At 50.8% G+C, this 26,117-nt stretch carries 31 protein-coding genes and 1 tRNA gene; 25 read left to right on the top strand and 7 right to left on the bottom strand.

What is annotated here, in order from left to right; genetic code table 11:
- Positions 1-19: 19 nt before the first annotated feature.
- Genes GWK78_02770 through mnmA form a run of 6 tightly spaced genes read left to right on the top strand, consistent with a single transcriptional unit; the run spans position 20 to position 4,711 of the window.
- Positions 20-814, top strand: a complete 795-nt coding sequence (locus GWK78_02770) for a preprotein translocase (GenBank protein ID QHU94270.1) — start codon at positions 20-22, stop codon at positions 812-814.
- A 13-nt stretch (positions 815-827) separates the two neighbouring features.
- Complete coding sequence (locus GWK78_02765) at positions 828-1,190, top strand: hypothetical protein (GenBank protein ID QHU93934.1); 363 nt, start codon at positions 828-830, stop codon at positions 1,188-1,190.
- A gap of 13 nt (positions 1,191-1,203) precedes the next feature.
- Positions 1,204-1,707, top strand: coding sequence for a hypothetical protein (locus tag GWK78_02760; GenBank protein QHU93933.1), 504 nt, complete (start codon positions 1,204-1,206; stop codon positions 1,705-1,707).
- Between the two features lie 45 nt (positions 1,708-1,752).
- On the top strand, positions 1,753-2,895 hold the full coding sequence (locus tag GWK78_02755) for an aminotransferase class V-fold PLP-dependent enzyme (GenBank protein QHU94269.1): 1,143 nt from the start codon (positions 1,753-1,755) through the stop codon (positions 2,893-2,895).
- Positions 2,892-3,488, top strand: coding sequence for a YdcF family protein (locus tag GWK78_02750; protein ID QHU93932.1), 597 nt, complete (start codon positions 2,892-2,894; stop codon positions 3,486-3,488). Before GWK78_02755 ends, GWK78_02750 begins: the two co-directional genes overlap by 4 nt.
- Positions 3,488-4,711, top strand: a complete 1,224-nt coding sequence (mnmA, locus tag GWK78_02745) for a tRNA 2-thiouridine(34) synthase MnmA (protein ID QHU93931.1) — start codon at positions 3,488-3,490, stop codon at positions 4,709-4,711. The genes GWK78_02750 and mnmA overlap by 1 nt, the downstream gene beginning before the upstream one ends.
- 313 nt (positions 4,712-5,024) lie before the next feature.
- Here mnmA and GWK78_02740 read toward each other — a convergent pair whose 3' ends face one another.
- Positions 5,025-5,714 (bottom strand): hypothetical protein, encoded by a 690-nt coding sequence (locus tag GWK78_02740; protein ID QHU93930.1) that lies wholly within the window; start codon positions 5,712-5,714, stop codon positions 5,025-5,027.
- A 137-nt stretch (positions 5,715-5,851) separates the two neighbouring features.
- Between GWK78_02740 and rpsP the strand changes: the two genes are divergently transcribed.
- From rpsP to trmD, 9 genes are all read left to right on the top strand, one after another.
- On the top strand, positions 5,852-6,214 hold the full coding sequence (rpsP, locus tag GWK78_02735; GenBank protein QHU93929.1) for a 30S ribosomal protein S16: 363 nt from the start codon (positions 5,852-5,854) through the stop codon (positions 6,212-6,214).
- 128 nt (positions 6,215-6,342) lie between these two features.
- Entirely contained in the window at positions 6,343-7,872 is a 1,530-nt protein-coding gene (locus GWK78_02730) for a BspA family leucine-rich repeat surface protein (GenBank protein ID QHU93928.1), read from the top strand.
- A gap of 42 nt (positions 7,873-7,914) precedes the next feature.
- Positions 7,915-9,798: an alanine--tRNA ligase gene (locus tag GWK78_02725; GenBank protein QHU93927.1), complete on the top strand. Its 1,884-nt coding sequence runs from the start codon at positions 7,915-7,917 to the stop codon at positions 9,796-9,798.
- A 67-nt stretch (positions 9,799-9,865) separates the two neighbouring features.
- Positions 9,866-11,128: a hypothetical protein gene (locus GWK78_02720; protein ID QHU93926.1), complete on the top strand. Its 1,263-nt coding sequence runs from the start codon at positions 9,866-9,868 to the stop codon at positions 11,126-11,128.
- Positions 11,129-12,742 carry a hypothetical protein gene (locus GWK78_02715; protein QHU93925.1) on the top strand — a complete coding sequence of 538 codons (1,614 nt, stop codon included), beginning with the start codon at positions 11,129-11,131 and terminating at the stop codon, positions 12,740-12,742.
- Positions 12,732-13,136: a Holliday junction resolvase RuvX gene (gene ruvX / locus GWK78_02710; GenBank protein QHU93924.1), complete on the top strand. Its 405-nt coding sequence runs from the start codon at positions 12,732-12,734 to the stop codon at positions 13,134-13,136. The genes GWK78_02715 and ruvX overlap by 11 nt, the downstream gene beginning before the upstream one ends.
- Positions 13,133-14,221 carry an endolytic transglycosylase MltG gene (mltG, locus tag GWK78_02705; protein ID QHU93923.1) on the top strand — a complete coding sequence of 363 codons (1,089 nt, stop codon included), beginning with the start codon at positions 13,133-13,135 and terminating at the stop codon, positions 14,219-14,221. Before ruvX ends, mltG begins: the two co-directional genes overlap by 4 nt.
- Before the next feature lie 61 nt (positions 14,222-14,282).
- Complete coding sequence (locus GWK78_02700) at positions 14,283-14,675, top strand: KH domain-containing protein (protein ID QHU93922.1); 393 nt, start codon at positions 14,283-14,285, stop codon at positions 14,673-14,675.
- 136 nt (positions 14,676-14,811) lie between these two features.
- The gene (gene trmD, locus GWK78_02695; protein ID QHU94268.1) at positions 14,812-15,483 is read left to right on the top strand and encodes a tRNA (guanosine(37)-N1)-methyltransferase TrmD; all 672 of its coding nucleotides are present in this window, start codon (positions 14,812-14,814) and stop codon (positions 15,481-15,483) included.
- Here the strand turns inward: trmD and GWK78_02690 are convergent.
- A complete protein-coding gene (locus GWK78_02690) occupies positions 15,480-16,604 on the bottom strand; it encodes a hypothetical protein (GenBank protein QHU93921.1) in 1,125 nt (374 codons plus the stop codon). The two genes, trmD and GWK78_02690, sit on opposite strands and share 4 nt — an antisense overlap.
- Positions 16,605-16,851: 247 nt before the next feature.
- On the opposite strand from GWK78_02690, the gene GWK78_02685 reads away from it, so the two are divergent.
- Entirely contained in the window at positions 16,852-17,355 is a 504-nt protein-coding gene (locus GWK78_02685) for a hypothetical protein (GenBank protein QHU93920.1), read from the top strand.
- Positions 17,356-17,376: 21 nt separating this feature from the next.
- Here GWK78_02685 and GWK78_02680 read toward each other — a convergent pair.
- Positions 17,377-17,451, bottom strand: a tRNA-Gln gene (locus GWK78_02680).
- 98 nt (positions 17,452-17,549) lie between these two features.
- On the opposite strand from GWK78_02680, the gene GWK78_02675 reads away from it, so the two are divergent.
- From GWK78_02675 to rmuC, 3 genes are read left to right on the top strand one after another with little or no spacing between them, the layout of a single operon-like run.
- Positions 17,550-18,032 (top strand): phosphatase PAP2 family protein, encoded by a 483-nt coding sequence (locus GWK78_02675; protein QHU93919.1) that lies wholly within the window; start codon positions 17,550-17,552, stop codon positions 18,030-18,032.
- Between the two features lie 41 nt (positions 18,033-18,073).
- Positions 18,074-18,568, top strand: coding sequence for a hypothetical protein (locus tag GWK78_02670; protein QHU93918.1), 495 nt, complete (start codon positions 18,074-18,076; stop codon positions 18,566-18,568).
- Positions 18,569-18,586: 18 nt separating this feature from the next.
- Positions 18,587-19,657: a DNA recombination protein RmuC gene (gene rmuC, locus GWK78_02665; GenBank protein QHU93917.1), complete on the top strand. Its 1,071-nt coding sequence runs from the start codon at positions 18,587-18,589 to the stop codon at positions 19,655-19,657.
- A 57-nt stretch (positions 19,658-19,714) separates the two neighbouring features.
- Here the strand turns inward: rmuC and GWK78_02660 are convergent, their stop codons facing one another.
- A complete protein-coding gene (locus GWK78_02660; protein ID QHU93916.1) occupies positions 19,715-20,710 on the bottom strand; it encodes a hypothetical protein in 996 nt (331 codons plus the stop codon).
- Positions 20,711-20,766: 56 nt separating this feature from the next.
- On the opposite strand from GWK78_02660, the gene GWK78_02655 reads away from it, so the two are divergent.
- From GWK78_02655 to GWK78_02640, 4 genes are read left to right on the top strand one after another with little or no spacing between them, the layout of a single operon-like run.
- Positions 20,767-21,003, top strand: a complete 237-nt coding sequence (locus GWK78_02655; protein QHU93915.1) for a hypothetical protein — start codon at positions 20,767-20,769, stop codon at positions 21,001-21,003.
- Position 21,004: 1 nt separating this feature from the next.
- Positions 21,005-22,048 (top strand): phenylalanine--tRNA ligase subunit alpha, encoded by a 1,044-nt coding sequence (gene pheS / locus GWK78_02650; protein QHU93914.1) that lies wholly within the window; start codon positions 21,005-21,007, stop codon positions 22,046-22,048.
- A gap of 30 nt (positions 22,049-22,078) precedes the next feature.
- Positions 22,079-23,005, top strand: coding sequence for a hypothetical protein (locus GWK78_02645; protein ID QHU93913.1), 927 nt, complete (start codon positions 22,079-22,081; stop codon positions 23,003-23,005).
- Positions 22,995-23,465: a hypothetical protein gene (locus GWK78_02640; protein QHU93912.1), complete on the top strand. Its 471-nt coding sequence runs from the start codon at positions 22,995-22,997 to the stop codon at positions 23,463-23,465. The genes GWK78_02645 and GWK78_02640 overlap by 11 nt, the downstream gene beginning before the upstream one ends.
- Here the strand turns inward: GWK78_02640 and cyaB are convergent, their stop codons facing one another.
- From cyaB to GWK78_02625, 3 genes are all read right to left on the bottom strand, one after another.
- On the bottom strand, positions 23,466-24,044 hold the full coding sequence (gene cyaB, locus GWK78_02635; GenBank protein ID QHU93911.1) for a class IV adenylate cyclase: 579 nt from the start codon (positions 24,042-24,044) through the stop codon (positions 23,466-23,468). It lies immediately after the preceding gene.
- A gap of 30 nt (positions 24,045-24,074) precedes the next feature.
- Positions 24,075-24,509, bottom strand: a complete 435-nt coding sequence (locus GWK78_02630; protein QHU93910.1) for a hypothetical protein — start codon at positions 24,507-24,509, stop codon at positions 24,075-24,077.
- Positions 24,510-24,592: 83 nt separating this feature from the next.
- Positions 24,593-24,808: a hypothetical protein gene (locus GWK78_02625; GenBank protein ID QHU93909.1), complete on the bottom strand. Its 216-nt coding sequence runs from the start codon at positions 24,806-24,808 to the stop codon at positions 24,593-24,595.
- A gap of 310 nt (positions 24,809-25,118) precedes the next feature.
- Here GWK78_02625 and GWK78_02620 point away from each other — a divergent pair, with 310 nt between their 5' ends.
- Positions 25,119-25,574 (top strand): HIT domain-containing protein, encoded by a 456-nt coding sequence (locus tag GWK78_02620; GenBank protein ID QHU93908.1) that lies wholly within the window; start codon positions 25,119-25,121, stop codon positions 25,572-25,574.
- Between the two features lie 29 nt (positions 25,575-25,603).
- Positions 25,604-26,110, top strand: coding sequence for a hypothetical protein (locus tag GWK78_02615; GenBank protein ID QHU93907.1), 507 nt, complete (start codon positions 25,604-25,606; stop codon positions 26,108-26,110).
- Positions 26,111-26,117: the final 7 nt, after the last annotated feature.

Raw genomic sequence — 26,117 nt, 5'->3', positions numbered from 1 at the left:
TCTGACGGCGGAGAATAGTATGGCGGCAGACTTACGCTTGATTGACTCGCATTGTCATGTGCACGATACTGAGTTTTTCGCGGATAATCGCGAGGAGCTATATCAACAGTCAATCGCAGCGGGCATCGGCATGATTTGCGTTGGCACTGACCAGCGCAGTAGCCAACAGGCAGTGGAATTTGCTGCAAATCACGACTGTGTGTGGGCAGCAGTTGGCGTTCATCCGCACGACAGCAAGGACGGCTGGGGCGAGATAGAGCGGCTGGTAAAAAATAGGACGGAGAATTCACCGATTGTGGCGATTGGTGAGATTGGCCTTGATTATTATTACAATCACAGCCCGCGCGAGGTGCAAATTCAGGCGCTGGAGGCGCAGCTGCAGCTGGCAATAGATTATGATTTGCCAGTGAGCTTTCATATTCGTGATGGCGTGCCCGACCAGCCGTCGGTGTGGGATGATTTTTGGCCAATTTTTGATAATTTTCATGGGCTGCGCGGCGTACTACACAGTTTTACTGATACGCGCCTTAATTTAGACAAGGGGTTTGCTCGCGGATTGTATGTTGGCTTGAATGGCATTAGCACGTTCACCAAAGACCAGGCGCAACAGGAATTATTCGCCTCGATTCCGCTGGAGCGATTATTGCTAGAAACCGACGCACCGTTCTTGACACCGAAGCCATTTCGTGGTAAGCTGAATAAGCCAGAATATGTGGAGTTGGTGGCAAAGTATTGGGCGATGGAGCGCAAGCTAGTGCTTCACGACCTCGAAAAAGCAGCGACCGATAACACGGTAAAACTTTTTGGCTTGTAATAGTGGAGAGATAATGAATCAGCAGCCAAGACCAATCACAGAAATGATGTCGATTCAAAAGGCGCGGGCCGAAGCGCTGGATTTGGCGACACAAGCACACCCAGAGCGATCACAGCGAGTGGCGCCGCGTCTGTCCGAAGCGGCAGTGCGTGGTAGTGCCGAGGTGGTTGATAGTGCAGCCGAGTCGGTGACGATATCGCTAGAGGAGCGACGAAGACTGGAGAGCTGGGTTGAGGAATGTTTGCAAACTGTTACAGCAATTGGTCGGCTCATTGGGGAGTATCGAGTGGGTTATAATACAGATGCAGCAAGAACACTCGGCGCGTCTGACACCATGCCAAAGGATCATAGAAATAATTATAGACGAGCAGCCTGAAAGGAGGTGATTTATGCCAACGATTCTCAAAAAAGCCCTTGGTCTCGTTTTGGCGGATAACACGCGTCTTTCACGCTCATCTCAATCGGCAAAGCCTGCTCACGCCGCCTCGGCGCCAAAAGTCCCGAAATCGACGCGCTCACTACTGCGACTCACTCGTAAAGATCGGCCGCTGAAAAAATTGACTGAGCGCGAACTGATTCAACTGGAGAGTGAAATTGGTGCAACGATTTTTGGTGAAAAGCCGGCTCACGTCGTCCGACGGACGTTCTTTAACCTCGATAAAACGACGTGGATTTGGCACGAAGAAGTGATGAGCAAGGACGGCAAGCGTCATGAGCTGACGACGCGCTACGAGGTGCAGCCGAAGGGCATCTTGAAAATTCAGCCTAATTATCAGTATAACTACCTCGAAGGGCAGGAATTACAAAACTTTGTGCTGGCAGTTAATGAATATCATGAACGGGTAGCGCGCCAGCTATATAATCGTGATCCGAAAACTGGGCAGTTGGTGTAGCCGCCATCTGGGCCGCTTGGTATAATAGTATGTGTGGAATCCTCTATGATATATCTTGATCACGCTGCTGCCACGCCGATAGATCCGTTGGTGGTTGAAGCGATGCAGCCGTATTTTTCCGAGAAGTTTTTTAATCCGTCCAGTCCATATGCACCGGCGGTCACCGTCAAGCGCGACTACCGCGAAGCCAAGTCGCGCATCGCGCGGGTGCTGGGCGTGGGTGTGGATGAATTAGTGATGACGGCTGGTGCCACGGAGTCGATTAATCTGGCATTTACCGCAGCGTCTGGCGTAAGTTTGATCTCGGCGATTGAGCATAGCTCGGTTATCAATTCTGCGAAAGTGCGCTCGGACGTTAGGCTTATCCCACCGATGAAAAACGGACGCATTGATCTGCAGGCTGTTAAAAAACTGCTGACGCCAGACGTTAGTTTTATGAGCATCGCGCTGGCGAATCATGAACTCGGATATATTCAGCCCATTGAAGAAATTGCCGAAGTTGTGAGGCTTGAGCGCGTGCGGCGCCAGGAACATGGCGAGTCGACGCCGCTTATATTTCATACCGACGCCTCGCAGACCGCGGTGCTGATCGATGTGAAAATTAAGCGGCTGGGTGTTGATTTGTTGACACTATCGGCAGCAAAAGTTTACGGGCCGAAGCAGGTTGGTTTGCTATGGATACGGCCGGGCGTCAAGCTACGGCCAAATATCGTTGGCGGCGGGCAGGAGGCGGGCTTGCGCAGCGGTACGGAAAATGTGGCTGGCGTGGTCGGCTTTGCTACGGCGCTGGAGTTAGCCGCCAAGCGTCGCAGCGGTGAAGTAAAACGGCTGCGAGGTCTGCGTGATGTGTTGGCAAAAAAACTATTGGCGGCCTTCCCTGACATGATTATTTCTTCTGATCAGAAAAAATCGCTGGTTAATTTCCTCAATATTTCATTTCCTGGTGTTGACGCTGAGCGACTGGTGTTTTTACTGGAAGCGCACGGCGTGCTGGTGGCGACGGGTAGTGCTTGTGCGGCTAATGCCGGTACAAAATCACACGTTTTGGCGGCGATTGGGCTGAGTAATGCGGCGATTGATGGTAGTCTGCGGCTCACTCTCGGGCGGTTGAACGATGAAGCACAAGTTATGCGGGCAGCGGACGAGATTATTACTGCGGTACGCGTGGAACGGGAGCGAACGCGATGATTTATCGGTTAATTGGCTTGGTGTTAATTGCAGTTGCAGTCATTGTTGGCTTGAGCCATTATTTGTCGCCTGATGATTTGAAAGATTGCCCGCGCCCGGACTCGGGGCAATGTCAAAAAGCGGGCGCGATCATCGTTATCAGCGGCGGCGACACCGAAGCGCGTACGGCTGAGGCGGTCAAATTATATCAAGCTGGCTGGGCGCCGACCATTATCTTGTCCGGTGCTGCGGCCGATAAATCCGGCCCGTCTAACGCTGCCGCCATGAGAAAACAAGCCGAAGCGGCGGGTGTGCCGGCTACGGCCTTGGTGATGGACGAACGTTCAGAAACCACCAAGCAGAATGCCCAGGAAGTGGCGGGTATCATAGCGCAGCGTGGTATCAAACGCGTCATTCTGGTTACCAGCGGCTATCACATGCGGCGGGCGCTGGCTGAGTTTTCAGTACAACTGCCGAATGTTGAGCTGCGGGCACGCCCAACAACGCACGACAAGCATTGGAGTGCATGGTGGTGGCTGACGCCGTGGGGTTGGTGGCTGGCGGTTGGTGAATTGTTGCGGATTAGCTTGTTCGCGCTGGGAGTGTCGCGCTGATGGCTCGGGTGTTCGTCGGTATGTCGGGCGGCGTTGATTCGTCGGTAGCGGCAGCGCTATTGGTCGAGCAAGGCCACGAGGTGACCGGCGTGTATATGAAAAACTGGTCAGAAGACTTACCGGGCATGCATTGTCCGTGGGCAGAAGATGTGGCTGACGCTAAGCGCGTGGCGGTGGGGCTGGGAATTGATTTTCAGGTGTTTGATTTTCAGAAAGAGTACAAGCAAAATGTCGTTGACTATATGATTCGTGAATACCAGGCGGGTCGGACGCCGAATCCTGATGTGATGTGTAATCAAGAGGTGAAGTTTAAGTTGTTTTTGGAAGCGGCGTTGGCGGCGGGTGCGGAGTATATTGCGACGGGGCATTATGCACGAGTTAAACATGCAGTAGGTGGTGCAGCATTGGGTAATTCCGGCGCGGTTGCCTCACGCCATGGTGCTCACGCCGATTCGTCACTGTCGCCTGCGGAACTCACTGCGTTCAGACAGTCCTCGGCGATTCAGGACGAATCAACGCTTACACCTGGGCTCGTCAAAGCGCCATCACTACCCAACACTGCTCGCTTGCTTCGGGCGCATGATGACAACAAAGATCAAACCTATTTCCTGTACCGCGTGACGTCCGAGGCGCTGGCGAAAACCATGTTCCCGCTGGGTGATTTTACCAAGGCTGAGGTGCGCCAGATGGCTAAGGAGCGGGGTTTGTGGACCGCCAGTAAAAAGGAGTCGATGGGGATTTGCTTTGTCGGACAAGTGGGGATTCGCGAGTTTTTGTCAGAATATGTTGAGACTAGCCCGGGCGATATCATTGATCAGCCAACGGGCGCGGTTGTTGGCCGGCATGACGGGGCGATATTTTATACCCTGGGGCAGCGGCATGGCCTGAATGTTGGTGGCGGCTTGCCGTATTACGTCGTCGGCAAAGATATGGCAAAAAACGAAGTTTATGTGTCGCGTTCGATTGATAATGGTAACCTCTGGCGCCAAGAATTGACCCTGACTGACGTTCACTGGATCAGTCAGCCGCCAGAAGGTGATGCCTATCAAGTTCGGGTGCGGCATCGGGCGCCGCTCATTAATGCGGAAATTACGCGTGTGAACGATAATGCTGGTGAGAAAGTGACGGTTATCTTGTCCGAGCCGCAGCGCGCCGTCGCTCCGGGTCAGTCGGCTGTGATATACGACGGCGAGGAATGTTTGGGCGGCGGGATTATTCGCTAAGCTAGCTGCTACTGAGAAGTATACTTGTGGGCCTTCATTCATCATAGCCTCGATAAACATACCGCGGTTAGGAATTTGACCAAACAATTGTTTTAGGCGTTCAAAATTTTCTTCGTGTTCGACGATACTTTGGGAAAAACGAGCTTTAGCGATTAATCCTTTCTCTCAGACATTGCGCAACGTCAGGATCTTCAAGCTGACGCTTTTCTTTTTCTGCTCTGTCAGACACGGCTTTTATCGGGTCATCAGCAATTAAATCATACACTTCGCGTCGAGCAATACTAAAGTTTAATTTAGCGATTGCTTGAAGTCTCTATGATAGATTCATGCGCTCATGAAAATCGTAGCCCTGTTCTTCAAAACGCATCAACTGCTGGTAGTCAAATATGTTATCTAACATATAGACGACTAGTTTTGAATAATCCCCTCTAAGGTCATCTTCATTAACAGAATCATCGTTAATTGTCATATTCTGTAAATCGTAGAAAAATAAGCGCATCGATCCGTCCGGTAAGGCGGCAAATGATATGCTGTCTCGCGACAGGACGATTCCCGATTGTGTGAGCGTGGCGATATCGGCGCCAAAACCAGTGATATAGGAAGAAATATCTGAAAAATGTTCAATGTGAGAAAGTGGACCGTGTGTATATGTCTGTGTTCCATCCTTGCTGTCAAAGACCCTAAAAGGAAGATCAGAAAACGGTGTCATACTTAGTGCTGGTAATTCCCGACCGTTTATAGTAGCAACCATTATTTCGTATTCTGGAATAGTGAGAAGTCCTAATTCAGACAGTAGTTTCGCGTTTTCGGGTTCTTGTAATACACTGTTCCATTTCTCTGCCTGTGTATCGGGATCGTCAATACTATTCGGTATCGCCAGCGCTCTTCTTTTTCCATTAATGACTGTGTCAAACACTGTTTTTGAGCCGCCTTCGCCAAGTAGACCCGAAATAATAAAATCTGTATCATTGATTTCTCTTGGTTGGATATGTTCATGTGGCATACTTGGATATTATAACAGATAGAAATAAAAAGTCAATAGAAGTCTCAAGACAGAATTGACGACCGCAGGGAAATAGTGTACACTCTCTAGGAGTAATACATTAATCAAAGAGTTGTAAGAAAAGGAAGAAATTACACATGCTAGCAATTCGTTTGCAACGGTTGGGTCGTAAGGGTTATCCGGTGTACCGCCTGGCAGTACAAGAGGCGCAGCGCCATCCATCAAGCGGTCGCGTGGTCGCGTATGTCGGCAGCTACAATCCACACACTAAAGCAGCAAATATTCAGGCTGAATTAGCACAGAAATATTTGGACAATGGTGCCCAGCCAACACCGCGTGTTGTTAAGTTATTGAAAGAAGCTGGCGTCACCTTGCCAAAGTGGGTTAAAGCGCCAGCTGCTGATAGGCACAAAGCCATCCGCAATCCAGAGAAGCTTCGTAAAAACCAGCCAAAAGAAGAGCCAGTTCAGTCAGATACTGATGAGTCAGGCGCTGAATAATACGACGTGATAAACTGAGACATTTCCCGCCCGCGATGAGGGCGGGATTTTCTTGACAATGGAGGGCTTAGTCGCGTATTATTTGAGGTAATAGTACAACGAAGTAACATGAACATAATAGGGGGTTTATGAAATATTTACAACAACGCAGGCGCCTGCTGCCGACGCTAACAGCAGGGGTTATGATGCTTGGTGTTGGTGGCCTGACGCTACTTGCGATGACGCAGCCAGCGAAAGCTGATCCAATTAACAATACTGATTTTGTCATGACGATTGACACCACGAAACCGGGCGTATCAAACACCGATCAATTTACTATACCGGTGACAGGCGGGGGATATAATTATACGGTCGACTGTAACAATGACGGTATTCCTGACGCCGTGGGCGTGACCGGTAGCCACACCTGCACATACAGCGACGAGGGTCGTCACACGATTCGTATCGGCGGTACATTCCCGCAGATTTATGTGAATAATGCCGGTGATCGTTTGAAAATCATGTCAGTTGACCAGTGGGGAACGGGTGCGTGGCGCAGCATGGACTCGGCGTTTCGGGGCGCTGAGAATATGGATGTCAAGGCGACTGACGTGCCAAATCTCACGAACGTAACGAGCCTGCAAGGTATGTTCGACACAGCTCACTCGCTCAAGGGTGAGGGTGCCAACTGGCAATGGAATACATCAAATGTGACGACAACCGCTAATATGTTCCATGGCGCCGGACAGTTTAACCAAAACATCGGTGCGTGGAACATGGGAAATGTGACGAGCGCTGGTCATATGTTTGCGTATGCAGGGGCGTTCAATAACGGCGGCAGTTCGTCAATTGCCAGCTGGAATACTGCAAAACTTGAATACGCCGATAGCATGTTTGAGTGGGCAAATTCGTTCAATCAGCCGATCGGGCTGTGGAATATGACGAAGGCACACGCTATGGTGCGGATGTTGGCTAATGCGCGGGCATTCAACCAGTCGCTGGCTGGCTGGCAACTGACCTCGCTGCAGGATGTTACGGGGAATCCGTATGCCGGCGGGGCGAATATGCTTGATAATACGGCGCTATCGGTGCAAAATTACGACGCAACACTGACTGCCTGGAATAATGCAGTACTCAAGTCACCAGTGACGCTGGGTGCGGCTGGCCTGAAATATTGTACGGCGGAGGCGGCGCATGCAGCACTGCAAAAGGCAGTGGCCGACGGTGGTCACGGCTGGACGATCAATGGCGATGCCAAGCAGTGCCCGACCTACACGCTGACGTTTGATACCGGCTCAGGCTCACCGGTACCATCTCAAACGGTCGCCTACACTGCCAAGGCGGTGCGGCCGGCTGATCCGACGCGGGCTGGCTATACCTTTGCTGGGTGGTACGCTGATCCAACTTATCTGATGCAGTGGGACTTTAACGTCCATACGATGCCAAATTCTAACTTCACGCTATACGCTAAGTGGAACGCTGTGCCAACAGCGCCGGGTAATCCAGGTGCTCCTAACCAACCGGGTCAGCCGAGTCAACCAGGGCAGCCGGGCGCTTCGCAAGGCCGAGCGGGCAGTCAACTAGCCGATACCGGTACGAGTTTGCTGGTAGCCATCGGGGCTGGGGTCGCGGCCATTATCAGCGGTGCAGTGCTGCTGATGCGGAAAAAACGTTCATAAAGATCCAGAGTATCTGAGGTGACTTGTGCTATAATTACTCCTATGAACGCTCAAGAAATTCGCCTCAAATATCTCGACTTTTACAGCAAACAGGCTCATGCAGTCATTAGGCGCGCGCCGCTGATTCTAACCGACGATCCGACAACACTATTTACCGGTGCGGGCATGCAGCCAATGATCCCGTACCTGCTGGGTGAGCCGCATCCTGAGGGTAAGCGAATCGCTGATTCACAGACGTGCTTGCGGGCCCAAGACATTGATGATATCGGTGATAACCGCCACACGACGTTTTTTGAAATGCTCGGTAACTGGAGTTTGGGTGATTATTTCAAAAAAGAGCAGATCAATTGGATGTGGCAATTCCTGTCCGAAGAGGTTGGGCTGGACATGAACCGGATTTATATCACCTGCTACATTGGTGATGAACGCTACAATATTCCTAAGGATACTGAGGCAGCGGAAATCTGGGCGGAGCTATACGAAACAGCAGGCCTGAGCAGCGGTCAGGCCGATATTGGTTCGGAAGAAGCCGGTTATATGCGTGGTATTCACCCGGGTGAGCGAATTTTTTACTATGATGGTAGTAAGAACTGGTGGAGCCGCAACGGCGGGCCAGAGACCACGCCAATTGGTGATCCGTGCGGGCCGGATAGCGAGATGTTTTATGAGTTTGACTTCATTGAGCACGATCCGAAGTTTGGCGAGCATTGTCATCCGAACTGCGATTGTGGTCGCTTTATGGAGATTGGTAATAATGTCTTTATGGCCTATAAAAAGGTGGCGGACGGTGTGTTTGAGCCGCTAGAAAAGCCAAACATTGATCATGGTTCGGGCCTGGAGCGAATTGCGGCGGCCGTGAATAATGACCCCGACGTTTTCAAGATTAGCTTGCTGTGGCCAATCGTCGAGAAATTGCAGGATTTGAGCGGCAAAAAGTACGCGTCACATACCGAAAGTATGCGGGTAATCGCTGATCATCTGAGGGCCGCTACCTTTATGGCGGTTGACGGCTGCGTGCCGAGCAATAAGGAACAGGGCTACGTGATGCGCCGCCTGTTGCGCCGGGCGATTCGCTATAGTTTTGACCTAGGGATCGAGCAGAATTTCCTCGAGGAGGTCGTGCCGGTGATCGCTGATTTATATGAAGCGGATTTCCCAGAAGTTAAGGAAAACCGCGAGAGTATCATCGCTGTTCTCGTTAAGGAAGAAAAAGCCTTCCGCCAAACGCTGCGCAAAGGTCTCAGGCAAATGCAGCATTATATCGACGACGGCTTGACTGGCGAAGAGCTATTTACGCTATATGATACGTTTGGCTTTCCGGTGGAGCTGAGTACCGAAGAGGCCTATAAACAAGGTATCAAGCTTTCTGATAACTGGCGCGCCGAATTTGATGCGCGAATGGCCGAGCAACGCCAACGTTCCAAAACTGCGCGCAAAGGGCAATTTAGCGGCGGCCTAGAGGGTCACGATCCGATTCATCTGAAATATCATACGGCGACGCACTTGTTGGGGGCGGCACTGCGCAAAGTTCTGAAGGCGCCGGATTTGCAGCAGCATGGCAGCAATATCACTGCCCAGCGCCTGCGTTTCGATTTTAATCACGATAAATTGACACCAGAGGAAAAACAGGCGGTGGAAGATCAAGTCAATGCTTGGATCGACGCAGATTTACCAGTCAGTTTTGCCGTCTATCCGACTGACGAGGCGCTAAACATGGGCGCAATCGGCGCCTTTGGCGAGCGCTACGGCGACACGGTGAAAGTCTATTCCATCGGCGAAGGCGATAACGTCATTAGCTTTGAAGTCTGCGGTGGCCCACACGTCGAACACACCGGCATCTTGGCCGAGGGCGGCAAGCGCTTTACGATCACCAAAGAAGAGGCGAGTGCTGCTGGGATTCGGCGGATTAAGGCGATACTTGCCTGAGGCTGGTTAATTATCCTCGTAAAAAACTAGCCAATCCACATCCAAATGGTATATAATCATAAAGACTATGGTGTTAGATAGGCTTTTCAAGAAGACAGACAAAGATGAACACCAGTACCTGGTCGGTCTCGACATTGGTACGGAGTATATCAAGGCGCTGATCGCCGAGATCAAGGATGATGATATCGAGATTATCGGAGTTGGTCGGGCACAGCAGAATCTGGGCGACATGCATCAAGGCGCGATTGCTGATATCGCTGGTGTGGTGACCAATTGTGAGGCGGCGCTGACTGAGGCTGAGGACAAGGCCGGTGTTCAGGCCAAGCGGGTGATCATCGGTATCGCCGGTGAGCTGGTCAAGGGAGTAACCAACACCATTCGTTATCGCCGACCACAGCCTGATAAGCCGCTGGACGTTGCTGAGATGGAATTCATCATTGAGAAGGTACAGGAACGGGCGCAGGGCAAGGCGCAGGCGCAGATTGCGCTGGAGACTGGCAACGAGGATGTCGAGGTGAAGCTGGTTAACTCGGCACTGGTCAGCATTCATATTGACGGCTACAAGGTGTCGAACCCGATCGGTTTTCAGGGGCGGGACGTCGCGGTACAGATTTATACGGCATTTGCGCCGATGGTGCATATCGGGGCGCTGGAAAAGGTGGCTGATGAGTTAGCGCTGGAGCTAATCGCCGTGGCGGCCGAGCCGTTTGCAGTCAGCCGGAGTGTGCTCGGTACAGATGCGAATTCTAACTTCACGGCGATTTTGATCGACTGCGGTGGCGGCACGACTGACATTGCGGTCGTCAATGACGGCGGCGTTGAGGGCACCAAGATGTTCGGCATCGGTGGACGGAGCTTTACGCGGATGATTGCGACGGATCTGGACCTGGGCTACAAAGAGGCGGAAAAGCTGAAGGTAAATACTGATAATGGCTACATCAAACCGACCCTCAAGCGTAAACTTGACGAGGCAATTGATAAGACGCTTGAGGTGTGGCTGTCGGGTGTTGAACTGGCGCTCGGTGATTTTGATAGTGTTGATCACTTGCCGAACCGAATTTTGCTGTGTGGTGGTGGCGCGAGCTTGCAACAACTGGTTGATGCACTGGCTAGTCAGCCGTGGTATAAGGAGCTGCCGTTTACAAAAAAGCCGACCGTTCAGCATATCAAGCCCTCTGATGTCATCGGTATTACTGACACAACTGGCGACATCACCGATCACACGTTTATCACGGTGATGGGCCTACTGCGGGTTGGATATGATACAATGGTAAGTAATCAAGACGCTCATGGCTTGATGGATAAAGTTAACCGATTACTTAAAATATAGATGAATAAAGATGTTATTTACATTGACGTCGAAGATGATATCACTGCCATTGTTGGCAAGATAAAGGCGTCGAAGGAACGGATTATCGCGCTGGTGCCGCCCAAGCGAGTTGGTGTGCTGCGTAGCGCGGTCAATATGCGGCTGATCGCTCGGACGGCTACGTCGGTTGATAAGCGGGTGGTGTTGATCACCGGTGATACGATTCTGTCTGGCCTAGCGGCGGCGGCCAAGATTCCGGTGGCCAAGACACTCCAGAGCAAGCCAGAAATGGCCGAGGTGCCGGTGCTAAAGGTGGACGACGAAAATGACGTTATTGATGGGCGCGAGCTACCGGTTGGCGAGCTAGAAAAGAGCGCGCAACCTGTTGATGAAACGGATAAAGCGATTGATTCGGCCATCGCTGATTCATCCAGAAAACAGGACGACGAGGCTCCAAAGCCGGCGGATAACGCTAACAAGAACAAGACAGCACCAAAAGTCCCGAACTTTAATCTATTTCGTAAAAAGTTTCTGCTGATCGGCGGCGCCGCGCTGCTACTCATTGGGTTTTTGGTATGGGCGATTTGGTTCGCACCGCATGCGCGAGTGATTATCACGGCCAAGACGACAACGGTGACGGTAAATAAGAAAGTGACACTCAGGACTGACGGGACGACTGATCCGGCTGCTGACGTGATCAAGGCGCGCCGGCAGGAGCAAAAAGCAGAGTTATCCGTTGAGTTCTCGGCAACTGGCAAGAAGAAAGTTGGTGAGCGAGCCAAGGGTAAGTTGCGTATCGCGACCGACTCGATCAGCCTGCTGGACAAGACCGTTCCGGCTGGCACCTCGATTCGTACGAGCGGTGGGATGACCTTTACGACTGATAGCGCGGTGACGTTTAGCCGCTCTAACGCTTCGGGTTCAACCGTCATGGTGACGGCTGCCAATATCGGGGCGGAATATAACGGTGAGAGTGGCTCGGTTTCAGGGATGCCATCAGGAGTTAATGCGACACTCGTTGGCGAGACTTCGGGCGGTAGTAGTCGCGAGGTGACGGTGGTTAGCAGCGACGATGTTAAGCGTGCCGGTGATTTATTGAACGAAAAGAAAGCTGACTCTCTTCGTGGCAAGGTCGAGCAATCATTCGGCGGTTCAACAGTTACTATCAAAGAAAGCTACCAGGAGCAGCGCAGTACGCCGACTCCAAGTGTCGCCGTTGACAGTGAAGCGACCGGCGCGGTGACGCTCAAAACGGTGGTGACTGCCTCAATGGTCGGTATCGAAAAATCAGAGTTAAGCACCTACCTCAAGGCGACCGCCAACAAGGAACTAGAGGGCAAGCAGTCACAAAAAATCTATAAAGATGGTGTTGATAGCGCGCAGTTTGCGCAGTTCAGCGGCCAGGGCAGCAACTTCATCGCTCACATCACCGCCAATGCTGTCGTCGGCCCAACCATTGATGAGGAAAAGGTCAAGGAGCAGTCGCGCGGTAAAAGTTATGGCGACATCCAGTCAGCGCTTGAAGCCATCAAGGGTATCGAAAATGTTGATGTGAAATTCTCTCCGTTCTGGGTGCGCACCGTACCAAATGATACCAAACGAATAAGCATCGAATTCAAGCTCAATGAAAGCTAAAAACTTTCTAGCGCTAGATGTGGGCGAGAAGCGGATCGGTCTGGCGATGGCCGATTCACAGGTGCGGATTGCGGTACCGTTTGGCTGGGTGGCTAGTGACGAGCGGGTCATGGAGGAACTGGCAGAGATTATGCTGCGGCACGATATCTCGCTGGTAGTGGTCGGCTATCCGCGCAATCAGTCCGGCGAGCCAACACAACAAACAGAGTTCGTGGTCGATTTTGTCAGGCGGCTGGGTCAGCTGGACATTGATGCCGAGATCGCTTATCAGGATGAGTCGCTAACCAGCGTTCAGGCCGAACAGCGCCTGGCTGGTAAGATCAAAGATAAGGGTGAGATTGACGCTGAGGCGGCGAGTATTATACTACAAGATTATTTGGAGGTGCACGGATGAAGAAGTTGAAGATTAAAAAACGGCGGTTGTGGCTCATTATCGTATCGGCAGTTGTCGCGGTGGCGGGTGTGGTGCTGCTTAGCGGCGTCATTTGGTACAAACAAATGCTTCGTCCGGTCGATGCCGGGGCGCGGCAAAAAATCAGTGTCGAAATCGCCAGTGGCGACACAGCGCAGGTTATCGCCAAAAAACTTGAAGATAAAAAAATTATTCGTAGTGCCTTTGCTATGACGATTTACCTCAAGTTAAATAACGTTACCGGCACGTTCAATAAAGGCGTGTATAGCTTTACACAAGATCAAGATGTGGCGTCGGTGCTTAAGCATTTACTCGGTGGCAAACCGGATCGGCGTTCGGTACTATTTTATCCGGGGGCAACACTGCGCGACAAGACCTCGACTCCCGCTACTCAAAAGACCGATGTTGCCAGCGCTCTCAAGCGGGCTGGCTACAATGATGAGCAAATTACAGCCGCCTTTGCTGCCACTTATACCGGTGCGGTGCTAAAAAGTAAGCCAGCGACCGCCGATCTTGAGGGCTATATCTATGGTGATACGTATTTTTTGCCGTCAGACGCGACCGCCCAGCAAGCCTTGCAGCGGGCCATCAGTGAGCTAGACCGGGTGGTGACTGAGAATAATCTCGAGAAGAAATTTGCGGCTCGAGGACTGTCGCTGTATCAGGGGCTAACACTGGCTTCAATTATCCAGCGTGAGTCGATTGGCTGTCCAGGTAAAACGACCTGCGAGGACATGCGGCGGATCGCCAGTGTGTTTTATAACCGTCTCAAAAAGGATATGCCGCTCGGGTCAGACGTGACGTATCATTATGCCGCCGACAAGGCTGGTGTGGCTCGCTCGCATACGCTCAATTCACCGTACAATACGCGCATTCACAAGGGGCTGCCGCCTGGGCCAATTGCTTCGCCTGGTCTCGCGGCACTGAATGCTGTGGCCGATCCGGCTCAGGAGGATTACCTTTATTTCTTGAGCGGCGACGATAACGTAACTTATTTCGCCAAGACTGAGGCTGAGCACAAAGCGAACATTACCGCCCACTGCGCCAAAAAGTGCCAATTGCCATAGTTGCCCTCGGCAAATTGCCTATGCTATACTAGGAGTACAGTTAATTCCAAGGAGGGGCAGTATGTCAACGATAGATCAGCAATTTGTAGAATACGTAGTAAAGGCGCTGGTTGGACATCCAGAAGATGTCGTCGTCGAGCGTTTGATTGACGAAAAAGGAGTGTTGCTCACACTGACGGTCAACCCAGAGGATCTCGGTCGGGTTATCGGTAAGCGTGGCGGTACAGCCCAAAGTCTGCGGACGCTGCTCAGGGCGTTGGGGACGAAAAATGATGCGCGCTACAACCTGAAAATTGTCAATAACGACGGCTTTACGAGTGCTAAACAAACTACGACTGCCGCTTCAGATGATGATTCTGTGGACAACTCAACAGATGAAATTGTGGAAAATAACTCTTCTTATGCAGAAAATGCTCGAAAAGAGCTTGCAGAACTAGATGATCTTGATATATAATCATAACTAGTTCAAGCACAGACGATATGCGAGAACAGCTCTATGCGAGCAATGGGTAACCATTGAGAGCCTTATTTGTGCTAAAAAACCGCCTAGCTAAAGGGCGGTTTTTTGGTGGTTTTTATGTGGGCGCGGTATAATGAAGGATATGCGAAAATTTCAAGTTATTACCCTGTTCCCCGAGATGTTTTCTGAAGTCTTTGGAAATTCAATGATGTGGAAGGCGCAAAAGGATGGTATCGTTTCGCTCGAGACGGTGAACTTGCGTGAGTTCGGTCTGGGCCCGCGCCGCCAGGTGGATGATACGCCATATGGCGGTGGCGATGGGATGCTACTGATGATCAAGCCGTTGTGGCGGGCGGTGGAATTTGCCAGGTCGCGAGATGAGAGCGCAAAGGTTGTCTTGATGAGCCCGCGCGGTCGACGCTGGCGACAGGCGATGGCGCGTGTGGCGGCGGATGATGGCCGGGGGCTTATCATTATCTGCGGGCGATACGAGGGCGTTGACGAGCGCATTATGGAATTCGTTGATGAGCAGTGGAGCATCGGTGATTTTGTGCTGACTGGTGGTGAGCTGCCGGCAATGACCATCATTGACTCGATCGTGCGGCTGCTGCCAGGTGTGCTGGGCGGTGCAATGTCAGCGGAGATTGAGAGCTTCTCAGACGGCGAGACACTTGAGTACCCGCAGTACACTCGGCCAGAGGTATTTAATGACTTGCGAGTACCGGCAGTCTTACTGAGTGGGCATCACGGCAAAATCGCCGAGTGGCGCAAACAGCAGTCGCAAAAAGCAGCCGTTGATTAGATGGATAGCAGCGACTCTTGTTCATAGTCATTGACAGCAGGGGCTGCTAATGCCTTGGCTTTTGCGACGAACTCCTCGAGGTCAGCTAGCTGTTCGGGTGGCATATTTCTTGGATCGTCTCGACAGGCATGCCGCATGGCCGATACGGCTGTCTTACCGAGGCGGGTCTCTGATGCCTTTCGCTGAGCTCCAGAGCTGGTTTCTGCTATAAGGTCAAAGCTGGGCTGGGCATTGATAATTCGTAGTTCTAGGTCGCTAATCTGCTGCCGAATATAGTGATTGCGCTTCTTGGCGCCAAGGAGGCCTTCAACAATGGTATTCGCCACGATATGAAGGTGATTCTCGACATAGGTCTCACAGTCTTCCCCGTTCATGGTTTGCCCGAGCGAGAGTAACTTCTTATACAGCTCGCCTCGTTTGCGCATTAGTGGCTCGAGTCTTACAAGGGTTGAGTAGGGGAGGATATCGCCATGAGTGGTGGCAAGTAGTCGGATGCTTTCCGGTAGGCGCTGAAATCGTAGCGCAGTACTAATAATGCCTTCACTAATCCCGGTCATCATAGACAGTCGCCTGTAGGTCGGCTGTGCCCCTTCTTTATTCTCGAGATAGGCGTGTAGTTGCTCGATATATTTGGCGGTTTCAGTAGGCGACACTTTCTCGTGTGTATTCTCGCGCACTTGGGCAACGAGTGCTTCCTCAAAGGTAATGCCACGGCGAAGATTGACATTCACGCGAACGCATTCCGGCGTAATGCCATGTTGGCTGATTAGCTGTTCGATAGCGCGTTTACGACGATGCCCAGAGATCAGGATGACGTAGTTACCGTCATGGTCTGGCGTAAGACTATCAATTGATTGAGATCCTTTATGAAACGCAGCGTGTTCCTTGAGGTATTGCTCCGCCTCCTCTGGTGTGAGGCAGGCGGCTAGGAGAGGATTGTACATATCGAACCAAGTATTACCGTCCTCCTCGTGAACGATTGAAGTCGCTAGTTCAGTGATTGCCCCTGGATCATATGTTTTACGAATCTGCTCAATTTCGTTAATGGCAAGTAATGGTACAGGTGCGGTATTTTTTGGACCAAACTCAACAAACCCTCTCGACTCACAATATTCTTTCATATTGTTACTATAGCACGTATACGCTATATATAGCGTTGTGATTTATCCAACAACGGAAAATACCGCTACATACTCGTAACGGTATTTTGTTGTGGTGGATATCGTAGAGCGAAAGAAACGTCAGTAGTGTTTGTTTTTGTATCGTTCGCTTGTTGTTACTGTACGTGTTTTTAATAAAAAAAGCAAGCGCTTTGGTAAATAATACAACAAGCTTGAGCTTTTTAAGGCGGGTCGGTATACTGTATCTATGAAGAAAACATCAACCCAACGACCAATATCAGTCGTACACATTGTACGGTTAATCGTTGCCGGATATATTCTCGTCATCGTCTTGAGCCAGCTATTTTCGTTTGATAAGTTTCCAGCAATGCTCGCTGGATTGCCGAGCGTGATGGCGGCAGTGTGCGCCATCGTTCTCGTTGTCGCAGAGATTGGGGCGTTGCCGTTCCTGCTGGCCATGGATATATCGGCTAGGCTGAGAAAGGTAAGTGCTATGATGGGCATCGTGGCGCTACTGCTGTTGACGCTGCTAGAAAGCATGGCATTCTGTCACGGAGTATCAATGATATTTGGGGCGACGTTTGACCTACCGGGCGGTAGCTGGTCGCTCCTGTTCCTGGCCGGCGTGTGGATTTTGGCGATATGGGCAAGCGGTTTCGGCCAGGGTGGCGCGACAACCACGGTAAAATCTCAAGAAACATCAACTGACCATCAGGTTCATACCAAACCAAAGCGCAAGAAAAAAGATTGACAAAACGTCAATCCTTTTTCTTGGCTGGGGATGAGGGATTCGAACCCCCGAATGCCGGGACCAGAACCCGGTGCCTTACCACTTGGCGAATCCCCAACGCGTGTCTGATTATACTATGGATGATAAAGCGGCGCAAGTCGACGAGCTAAGGTTCAGGGTTTGACGCCAGGGCCTAGCAGGGTATAATGGGGCTTATGGATATTTCATGGATGGTGAAAATTATTGCCGACGGGCTGGTGATCCCAGTGGTGCTGATCGGGATATATACGCTCATCCGACACGTACCGCGAGGCCAGCGCTATCAGGTGTATATGCGAGTGCTGATGGCGGGGCTGACGGCGTTTGTTGCGGCAAAAATTATCGGGTTATTATATCAGCCATCAGGCCTCCGTCCGTTTGAGCTAGCAGGCGTGAGCGCCGGCGCCTCGTTTTTGGATAATCCGGGTTTCCCGTCCGATCACGCCCTGTTCACTATGGCCATCACGTTGGCGGTGTGGTTCGGCGCGAAGTGTCGAGGGTGGGCCGTGGCCTGTTTGGTGATGACGCTACTGGTTGGTATAGGGCGGGTGGTGGCGCTGGTGCATACGCCGCTTGATGTGGCTGGGGGGCTCATCATCGCTTGGGTGGGCATATTCTGGTACATGCCGTTGCGACGGGTGTCACGCACTGCAAAATAGGGTTGCGGTTTTATCAAATTACTGCTATAGTTGTATCTATTGTGAAGTGGTTTGAGAAAGTTTTTCACGAGGAAGAATCAGACTATATGTTTCCTGTGACGCCGGCGGTGTTCTGGCGAGTTGTCGTCAGCGGTATGGTTGGCGGTGTCGTGACATGGCTGATCGCCCTGGCGCTTGATCGCTTTATCCTAAAGCAGATTATTTGCGGCCCGACAGCCGACCCATCAATGTGTACGAACAGTGCGCAAATCGGTGCCTACGTTGCGCTGGTATTGGTCAGCGTTATGCTCGTACCGATTGTCGCTCTCAATCGAGTCAGGCGGCCGCTGCTCGTGGTACTCGCGGCGGTTGGTGCACTGTGGGGTATTGGTGTCTCGGCTGCTGAGGTGTGGTGGTTGTCGCTGATGGTAACAACCGTGGCGTTTGGCTTCGTATACGCAACCGCGATGTGGCTGAACCGGATCCGCGGCAACGTGGCGGCGATTATCTTTTTGGCTATATTTGTCCTGTTGGCGCGAGTTGTCTTGTCTCTGTAATCCCTGTACACTAAGAGTATGGAAGCCATTATCATTATTCTCTTAGTTATTATCGTTATAGGTTTGGGTGCGACGTTGTTCGTGCTGCAGTCAAAGTTAAGCGAGCTGAAAAATCAATCATCAGTCGAACTCATCAAAACTGACGTGGTGGAACTGGGGCGAACCATCGCCAAGCTGAATGAATCAGTCAGTGACAAATTGGAGCGCAGTAACGCCCAGGTGCAAACCTCAGTCCAAAAGCAGCTGTCAGAAAGCGCTAAGTTGGTGGCGGACGTGACGCAGAGACTGGCAAAATTGGATGAGACGAACAAGCGGGTGGTTGATGTGGCGACTGACCTAAAAACTCTGCAGAACGTCTTGCAAAACCCTAAGCAGCGCGGCGTGTTCGGCGAGTTTTACCTGGAAAGTGTGCTGGACAATGTGCTGCCCGCCAAGCAGTTTCAGATGCAGTACCGATTCAAGGACGGCGAGACTGTTGATGCGGTTATCTTTCTGGACAAGGGGCAGATCTTGCCGGTGGATAGTAAGTTTAGCTTGGAAAATTACAACCGGATGATCAATGCCGAGACTAAAGCTGAGCGCGAGCTGTGGCTGAATAAGGTGAAGGCTGACTTGAAGGGGCGCATTGACGAAACTAGCAAGTACATTCGCCCGCGCGAGAATACTATGGATTTTGCCTTTATGTTTATCCCCAGTGAGTCGCTGTATTATGACCTGCTGATCAACAATGTTGGTGCGGGCGGTTCGAGCCGCGATTTGATTGAATACGCCTTTCGTGACAAGCGCGTGATCATCGTCAGCCCGACCAGCTTTTTGGCGTATTTGCAGACGGTGCTGCAGGGCCTGAGGAGTCTACAAATTGAAGAACAGGCCAAGGACATTCAGGTGCGTGTCGGCCAGCTGGGCGTGCATATCAAAAAGTTTGATGAGTTAATGACTAAGATGGGCAAGAGCCTCAGCACGACTGTCGGGCATTATAATAATTCGTATAAGGAACTCGGCAAGATTGATAAAGACGTAGTGCGAATCGCTGGTGGTGATCATCAAACGCAGCCAGAGCTACTTGATCGACCAATGCAAGAGGACTAACGACTTAAAAATCCCCGCCTCATAAGACGGGGATTACGTGGTTACTAGCGAGGTGAATTATTCTTCAACCTTGTTGCGATAGCCGATTAGTAGGAACAAGTTACCGCCGAGCGCTGCGCCAACGAGGGTTGCGGCAATAACCTCGAGGCTGAGGCGGGTATACATTTTCTCTGTTTTTTGTGCTGGTGCTGAGGCATTTTGTAGCTGTGAGTTAGTCTTTTCAGTCACGGCTAAGGCAACTGCTGGGTTCAGGGTTGCACCGCTGATATATACCTCACGCGGGTAAGTACGCTGATCCTTTAGCTGCTGAGTTTGCCGAGTCGCATTTGCTTGCTCCTGTTGGTACTTTTGGACAGCAGCATTTTGGGCGAGTGGTAGCAATGCACCGCTAACGACGAGGCCAAGTGTCAATGACATACCGATGACTACGGCTCTACTGGTATTCTTGAGATCAGTGCGTGACAGAGCAGCACTCACCCCGAACATAAAGACCGCCATACCGACGAGCTCGACGGCAAAGATCGCCCACGAGAAAGTGGTAAATTGGTCAAAGTTAATGACGAAGCTGCCTGATGAAATTGCTCCCATCAAGACAACGGCAGCCATTGCGCCAAGGAATTGTGCTGCCCAGTAGAACGGCACGAGTATAGCCCGAAGCTTACGCATCGTCCAGAGACCGAACGTCACGGCTGGGTTAATGTGCGCGCCGGAGATTGCACCAATACCGAGCACTAATACTACCAGTGCTAGACCAATGTAAAACGGTGTCATCATATATGCCGAGAACAAGGCGACTAGCGTCAAGATGAACGTACCAGCAACTTCGGCGAGTACGATGTTGACGAGGTTGCGCGGTAGCTTGGTATCTAATTTTTTGCGTGGTGAGCTAGTTCTGACGGGTTTAGCAGCAGTTGATTTGACCTCTGGTTTTTTCGTCTCAGCCTTGCTGGTGACACGCGTTACGGTTGTTTTCGATGTAGCAGCTGCAGCAGTCGTTTTCTTTGAACTGGATTTTGCAGTCGCGGCCTTTTTAGTAGTCTTCTTCGTGGCCATAGTCCCTCCTTACTGTACTATTACTATCATTATAACATATCTGGTATAATCGACATATGGGATTATTTGTAAATCAACAAGATCGGCGCAGTGAACTACAAGAACGCATTGCGGCGGAGCTGCGCGAGAAGGCCAAGGCGTCGGGCCTTCAGGAAAAAGCCAGCCTAGACGGCGTAGAGGATGTAAAATATTTGGAAGATACGAAGCAGACGACGATGCTGGCACCGGCCTGGATTATAATTGTGATCATGGCGGCCGTGGTTGTCGGTATGTTTTTGATGCAGGGGCGATGACGTGGAAACGTTAGAGGAAGTTCGATCACTATTATTATCGCGCGTAGCCGAGGCAGCTGAACCGCGTAGCGTGTTGCGGAGCGCAGAGCTGCGGGAACTATATGGCGTTATCGCGACGTTGCCAAGCGAAGAGCGCGGGGTATTTGGTAAAAAGGTTAATGAATTGAAGCAGGAATTGGAGCGGGCAGTTACGGCTCGCGAAGATGAGCTATCGAAAGTTGATTTGCCGCCAATTGACGTGACAGCGCCGATGGACGTCAATGCCCCACGGCCTAGTTTGCTACCGAGTGAGCACGGCACGATTCATCCATTGATGCGAGAAATTGACCGCATTTCTGACATTTTCAATCGAATGGGTTTCGTGACGGAAGAGTCGCGTGAGATTGATGACCAATTTCATATGTTTGAGAGCCTGAATTTCCCGAAAGGTCACCCAGCGCGCGATGATTATGACACGTTCATGACTGAGGAGACTGACGCTAATGGCGACCGCTTGATTGCACCGGCGCACACCTCGACCATGCAGAACCGCGTACTGAAGAAATATCGCGGTAATTTGGCGAGCGGCGAGGCGATCGCCGCCATCGTGCCCGACCGGGTGTTTCGTAACGAAGACCTGGACGCGCGGCACGAGCACACATTCTATCAAGTTGAGGGCGTGTATGTCGCCAAGGGGGTTAACGTCGGCAATCTGATCGCTACCTTGCAGGAGTTTTTGCAAGAATATTACGGCAAGCAACTTGACGTGCGCGTCAATCCATTTTATTTCCCATTCACCGAACCGAGCTTTGAATTTGCACTGAGCTGCCCATTCTGTGAGGATGAGGATGCAGGCTGTAAAGTTTGTTCGGGCGAGGGCTGGATCGAACTATTGGGCTGCGGCATGATTCATCCGAATGTGCTGAAGGCTGCCGATATCGACCCGAATAAGTACACTGGCTTTGCCTTTGGCTGCGGCATCGACCGGCTGGTAATGATGAAATACGGCATTGAAGACGTGCGGCATTTTGAAAGCGGTAAGTTGGACTTTTTGGAGCAGTTTTAATTCAACCGTTAGGTTCACCGGAGAGCTGTGATGATCAAGCGCAACGTCTTTCTCTACAACATCACCAACCGTGACGATGAGGGATACGGCAGCTATCCGTTTGAGGATGTTCTCCGTGATCTGATGAAGCTTGAAGAGGACGATAGGAATTGGCAGTACAATCCAAATGATGATGAGTCGTTTATGCGGCTCTTGCAGTTTGACAAGCTACATAAAACTAGTGAATCATCCAAATGTTACGCGGGTATCATCGCCGTGTACGGATCAAACGTGATTACCATAGGTAGGGACGATGACGATCTCATCAGGCGTTATCCGCTGCCCGATGGGCAGCTGCCGGTGCAGGTAGTGCATTTCCTCTACTATGCTGACAAGGGAATTATGGCGTTAGAATACAACCGAAACGTCGCCACAAACGTAAAGATCCTAGCGTATATAAACAATTGCGCAACAAAGCTCTCGCTTTCTGAAAAGCTAGCATTTATCGGGACGGTGGTCTGTCATCCAGATGCTATCGAGTTAATCAGGCAGGCTCATCGTATAAAATCCGCGAAAATATTTGTTCCTCGTGAAGCCATAGAGCACAATAATAAAATTAGCCAACTAGCGAAAAGTTTATTCTCTGCACCCTCGATCGATAATCGTACTGATACACTTGGTACTATCGTCATTGATTTTCGGCCGAGTAGGGGTAAGTTCCTGTCTCCTGGCGCGTACATTGATCACTATGTGAAGGAATTTCCGGGCGTCGAAAAGCAGGTCTACGACGTTGAAATTGAAGAAGGTATGGAGGTAACATCGGTTAATATCATGCAGCCGCAGTTCAAGAATACTATCGAATTACCAGACAGCAGCATCGAAGACCGAGAAGAATATGACAAGCAGGTGTTTGGTAAAATACATGAAGTCTACAAAGTAGCGACAAGCGTCATAGCAGGAGCGAAGAATGTGGACTAGGCGATGGAGTTCTGTTGGGCTGGTGCTGATCATCCTGCTGCTGTTCTTTGGGGTGTCGCTGGGTATGCAAGAGATCGTGAAGGTAGTGAAACCTGATATCATGAAGGTTAACCCGTGGGATGTATTTGAGGGCATAATAACCATCCCATCGTATATCGTTATTGTGTTATTGGTGTTGTTGCCGTCGGGGTCTCGATATAACCTGAGGCTATCACTATTTCAGCGCTCCAGCTATGTGCGTGAAATCATTATCTCCGGACTTCTGATTATTATCGTGATGTCCGTAGTGGGATTTGTGGCGTACGACCCAACAGACAGCCCGACCCGCAATCCTTGGAATGATTTTAATTGGGGTAATTATCTGAGCGTTATTTTTTGGGGGGTTAGCATATTTTTGTATAGTGTGGTGCTGCGGTTGGATAGTAGGGCCAGGCGTGGATTTGATAAAAACGTAGCTTAATTATCCCATACAAATATCCCGATAAGGCCGCGTGACAACTTCTGCCGAGTCAAGGCCGAGTTTGACCTCAATCTCGCTGATCATCGCCAGCGCACTAGTCTCATCATCTGACAAAACTTCAACTTCTACAAACGTCCCAGCGTCTTTGATTTCGTCTATAGCCACCGTTGCCTGCGGAAAGTCTGGGGATTGGAATGATCGCCGGTATTTATTAACTTCAACGAGCTGCACCATACCGAGATTTGCCAGTAGCTGCTTGGCGATTGCCGCGTTCCCGGGCTGAATCGGTAGGTTTGTCTCGGGCTTAATGATCACATCGTTTTTCGTATGTGTCGCAATCGTCGTCGCAGGCTTATATGTCACCTCAGCAAAACCATCGCGCTGGCGAATCCGCAAACATTCGACCGTCTGCATGAAATTGACATCGGGGCGAGAATAGTACGTATCGATTTCGTGGCGGCTGCTCTCTAACTCAAAACCGAGGCCTTGCAATCGCTTGATTAATTCTTTTGCGTCGCCGGTTAATTGGCGTTTGCGTTCGATTTCTAGTAGCTTTTTGGTCATTTGGTGGCCTTTCATTCTCATCCAGTATCGTGTTTGTTCAGAGGTTTATTTATCTGCGATCTCCACGCCTTGTTTTGCCAAAAACTCACGTGCCTCATCATCCAACTGGCAGTTCACGAAACGTGATCGCGCTGCCAACTTGCCACTGCCATAAACAAATTGTGTTTCCTTATCATATTTCATGCCGCGAAAGTCACAGCCCCCTGTCTCAATAATAGCTTTGACGCCGCGAAAATCTACGCTCTGAACTGATGAATTCTTAAAACAAATTGGTTGCCCGTAAATATGCTTTGCGTAATCCAGGTTGCAATTCTCAAACATGAAAAATCCCATGACAAACTGGCCAAAATCAACGCCAGAAAAATCCTCATCTACAAAACGAACAAACTCGCCTTCCTGGATAGCGGGGTAGCGTTCGCGCTGATAGGTTGGCAGGTCATTGGCGCGAATGGCAGTGGCGATTTCATCAGTAGGTCTCATAATACAAGAATAGAGCAGTTTTTGTTTTGTGCCAAGGGCACACGCAGACATGCTGAGGTCTGCGAGGGACCAACTAGCTCAGACTAGTCCTGGTCTTGGCGCGGCACTTCGACCCAGTCGCGATTCGCCGCCACATTGGCGAACGTTCCGTCAGAGTTGTAGACGGCCGTTGCGTGGCCGTCAGGGCCGTGCTGGTTGTAGTAGTATCCACCCGGAACATTGGGATCGTTGGTCGAATTGACCGTGTGAGAAGTTCCATCCGGGTCAACCCAACGATCACCGTCCTGGTAGCCACCCATGACTACCCCTTTCTACTAGCACTTGCTTGATACGCGGAATTACGTAAAAAGCTGATATATATCAATACCAGATTGCTAAGTCAAGTGATTTTACAAAAATTCCAGTAAAATCATGGCGCCGTATATGTAAAATTAAAATGACGTGATCGTAATTAGCTCCATGAACCAAAAGTTCTGTAGCGCTTTCAGGGGAAGATCGCGGCATGCTAGTAGTTTTAGGAGATAATACAACTATTAGTGCTTGCGCAGTGTTAAGTAATTTTGCTTTAGCTTAAAATTATTTGCTATAATTATCTTAAAAGGAGTAACTATGAACCATACAATTTTCGACGACATTGTATCAGGCACCGTAAAATCATGGAAGGTTTGGGAGGACGAGCAATTTCTGGCGTTTCTCACGCCGTTTCCAAATACCCCGGGGGTGACAGTGGTCATTCCAAAGCATAATCCGGGTGATTATATTTTTGCGATTGACGAGACGCTGTACCTCGAGTTTATGCGAGCAGTGCGCCAGGTGGCGCGGCTGCTGGAGCGCGCGTTTGATACACCGCGGGTAGCGCTGGTATTCGAGGGGACGGGCGTGGCGCATGTGCATGCTAAGCTGTATCCGCTGCACGGTGACTTGGCAGGGCGGACTGATGTCTGGGCAGAGAACGCAGAGTTTCACGAGAGCTATCGTGGTTGGCTGACGACGACCGAGGGGCCAAAGATGGATGAGGCCGAACTAAACCGGATTCAGGCGCAGATCATTGCTGCTCAAGGGTAATATTTTAACTTTAACCAACGGGGCGAACTATGAAGTGGCTCGGAGTTGTCGGTACGCGTGAAGTAAATGACACAATTCGCCGTGACATTGAGCATTTTGTTGGTCAAAAGATTGCCGATGGTAATGGAATTGTGTCGGGTGGCGCTACTGGTGCTGATCACGAAGCGGCGCGGCTGGCGTATGAATGTGGTTTGGAAGCGGCACGGTTTCAGATATTTTTGCCAGTGGATCTGGAGCTATATTGCCAAGCATTGTATAGCCGAGCGGCTGGCGGCAAATGTCGCCAGGATGATGCGGTCGCGACGGTCGATCTTCTGCGAGACATCGCCAAATATCGACTTGGAGTGCTGTGCGATGCTACTGATTTTAATGAAGTTAACGCTGATTCATTTCATGCGCGTAATTGCCAAATTGTCGCTCTGGCGGACGAACTGGTGGCATTTCGGGTCAACGATAGTCCTGGCACGACGTTTACGATTGATCAAGCCAGGGAAAAAGGTATTCCCGTCAAGGTGTTTGACTACACAGTTGATTAGAATGTTA

The sequence above is a fragment of the Candidatus Saccharibacteria bacterium oral taxon 488 genome, assembly GCA_010202845.1.
In the GTDB taxonomy this organism is placed as follows: Bacteria; Patescibacteriota; Saccharimonadia; order Saccharimonadales; family Saccharimonadaceae; genus Nanosynbacter.
Note: the sequence above shows the minus strand (reverse complement) of the source record. Positions and strands in the feature narration are given on the sequence as shown.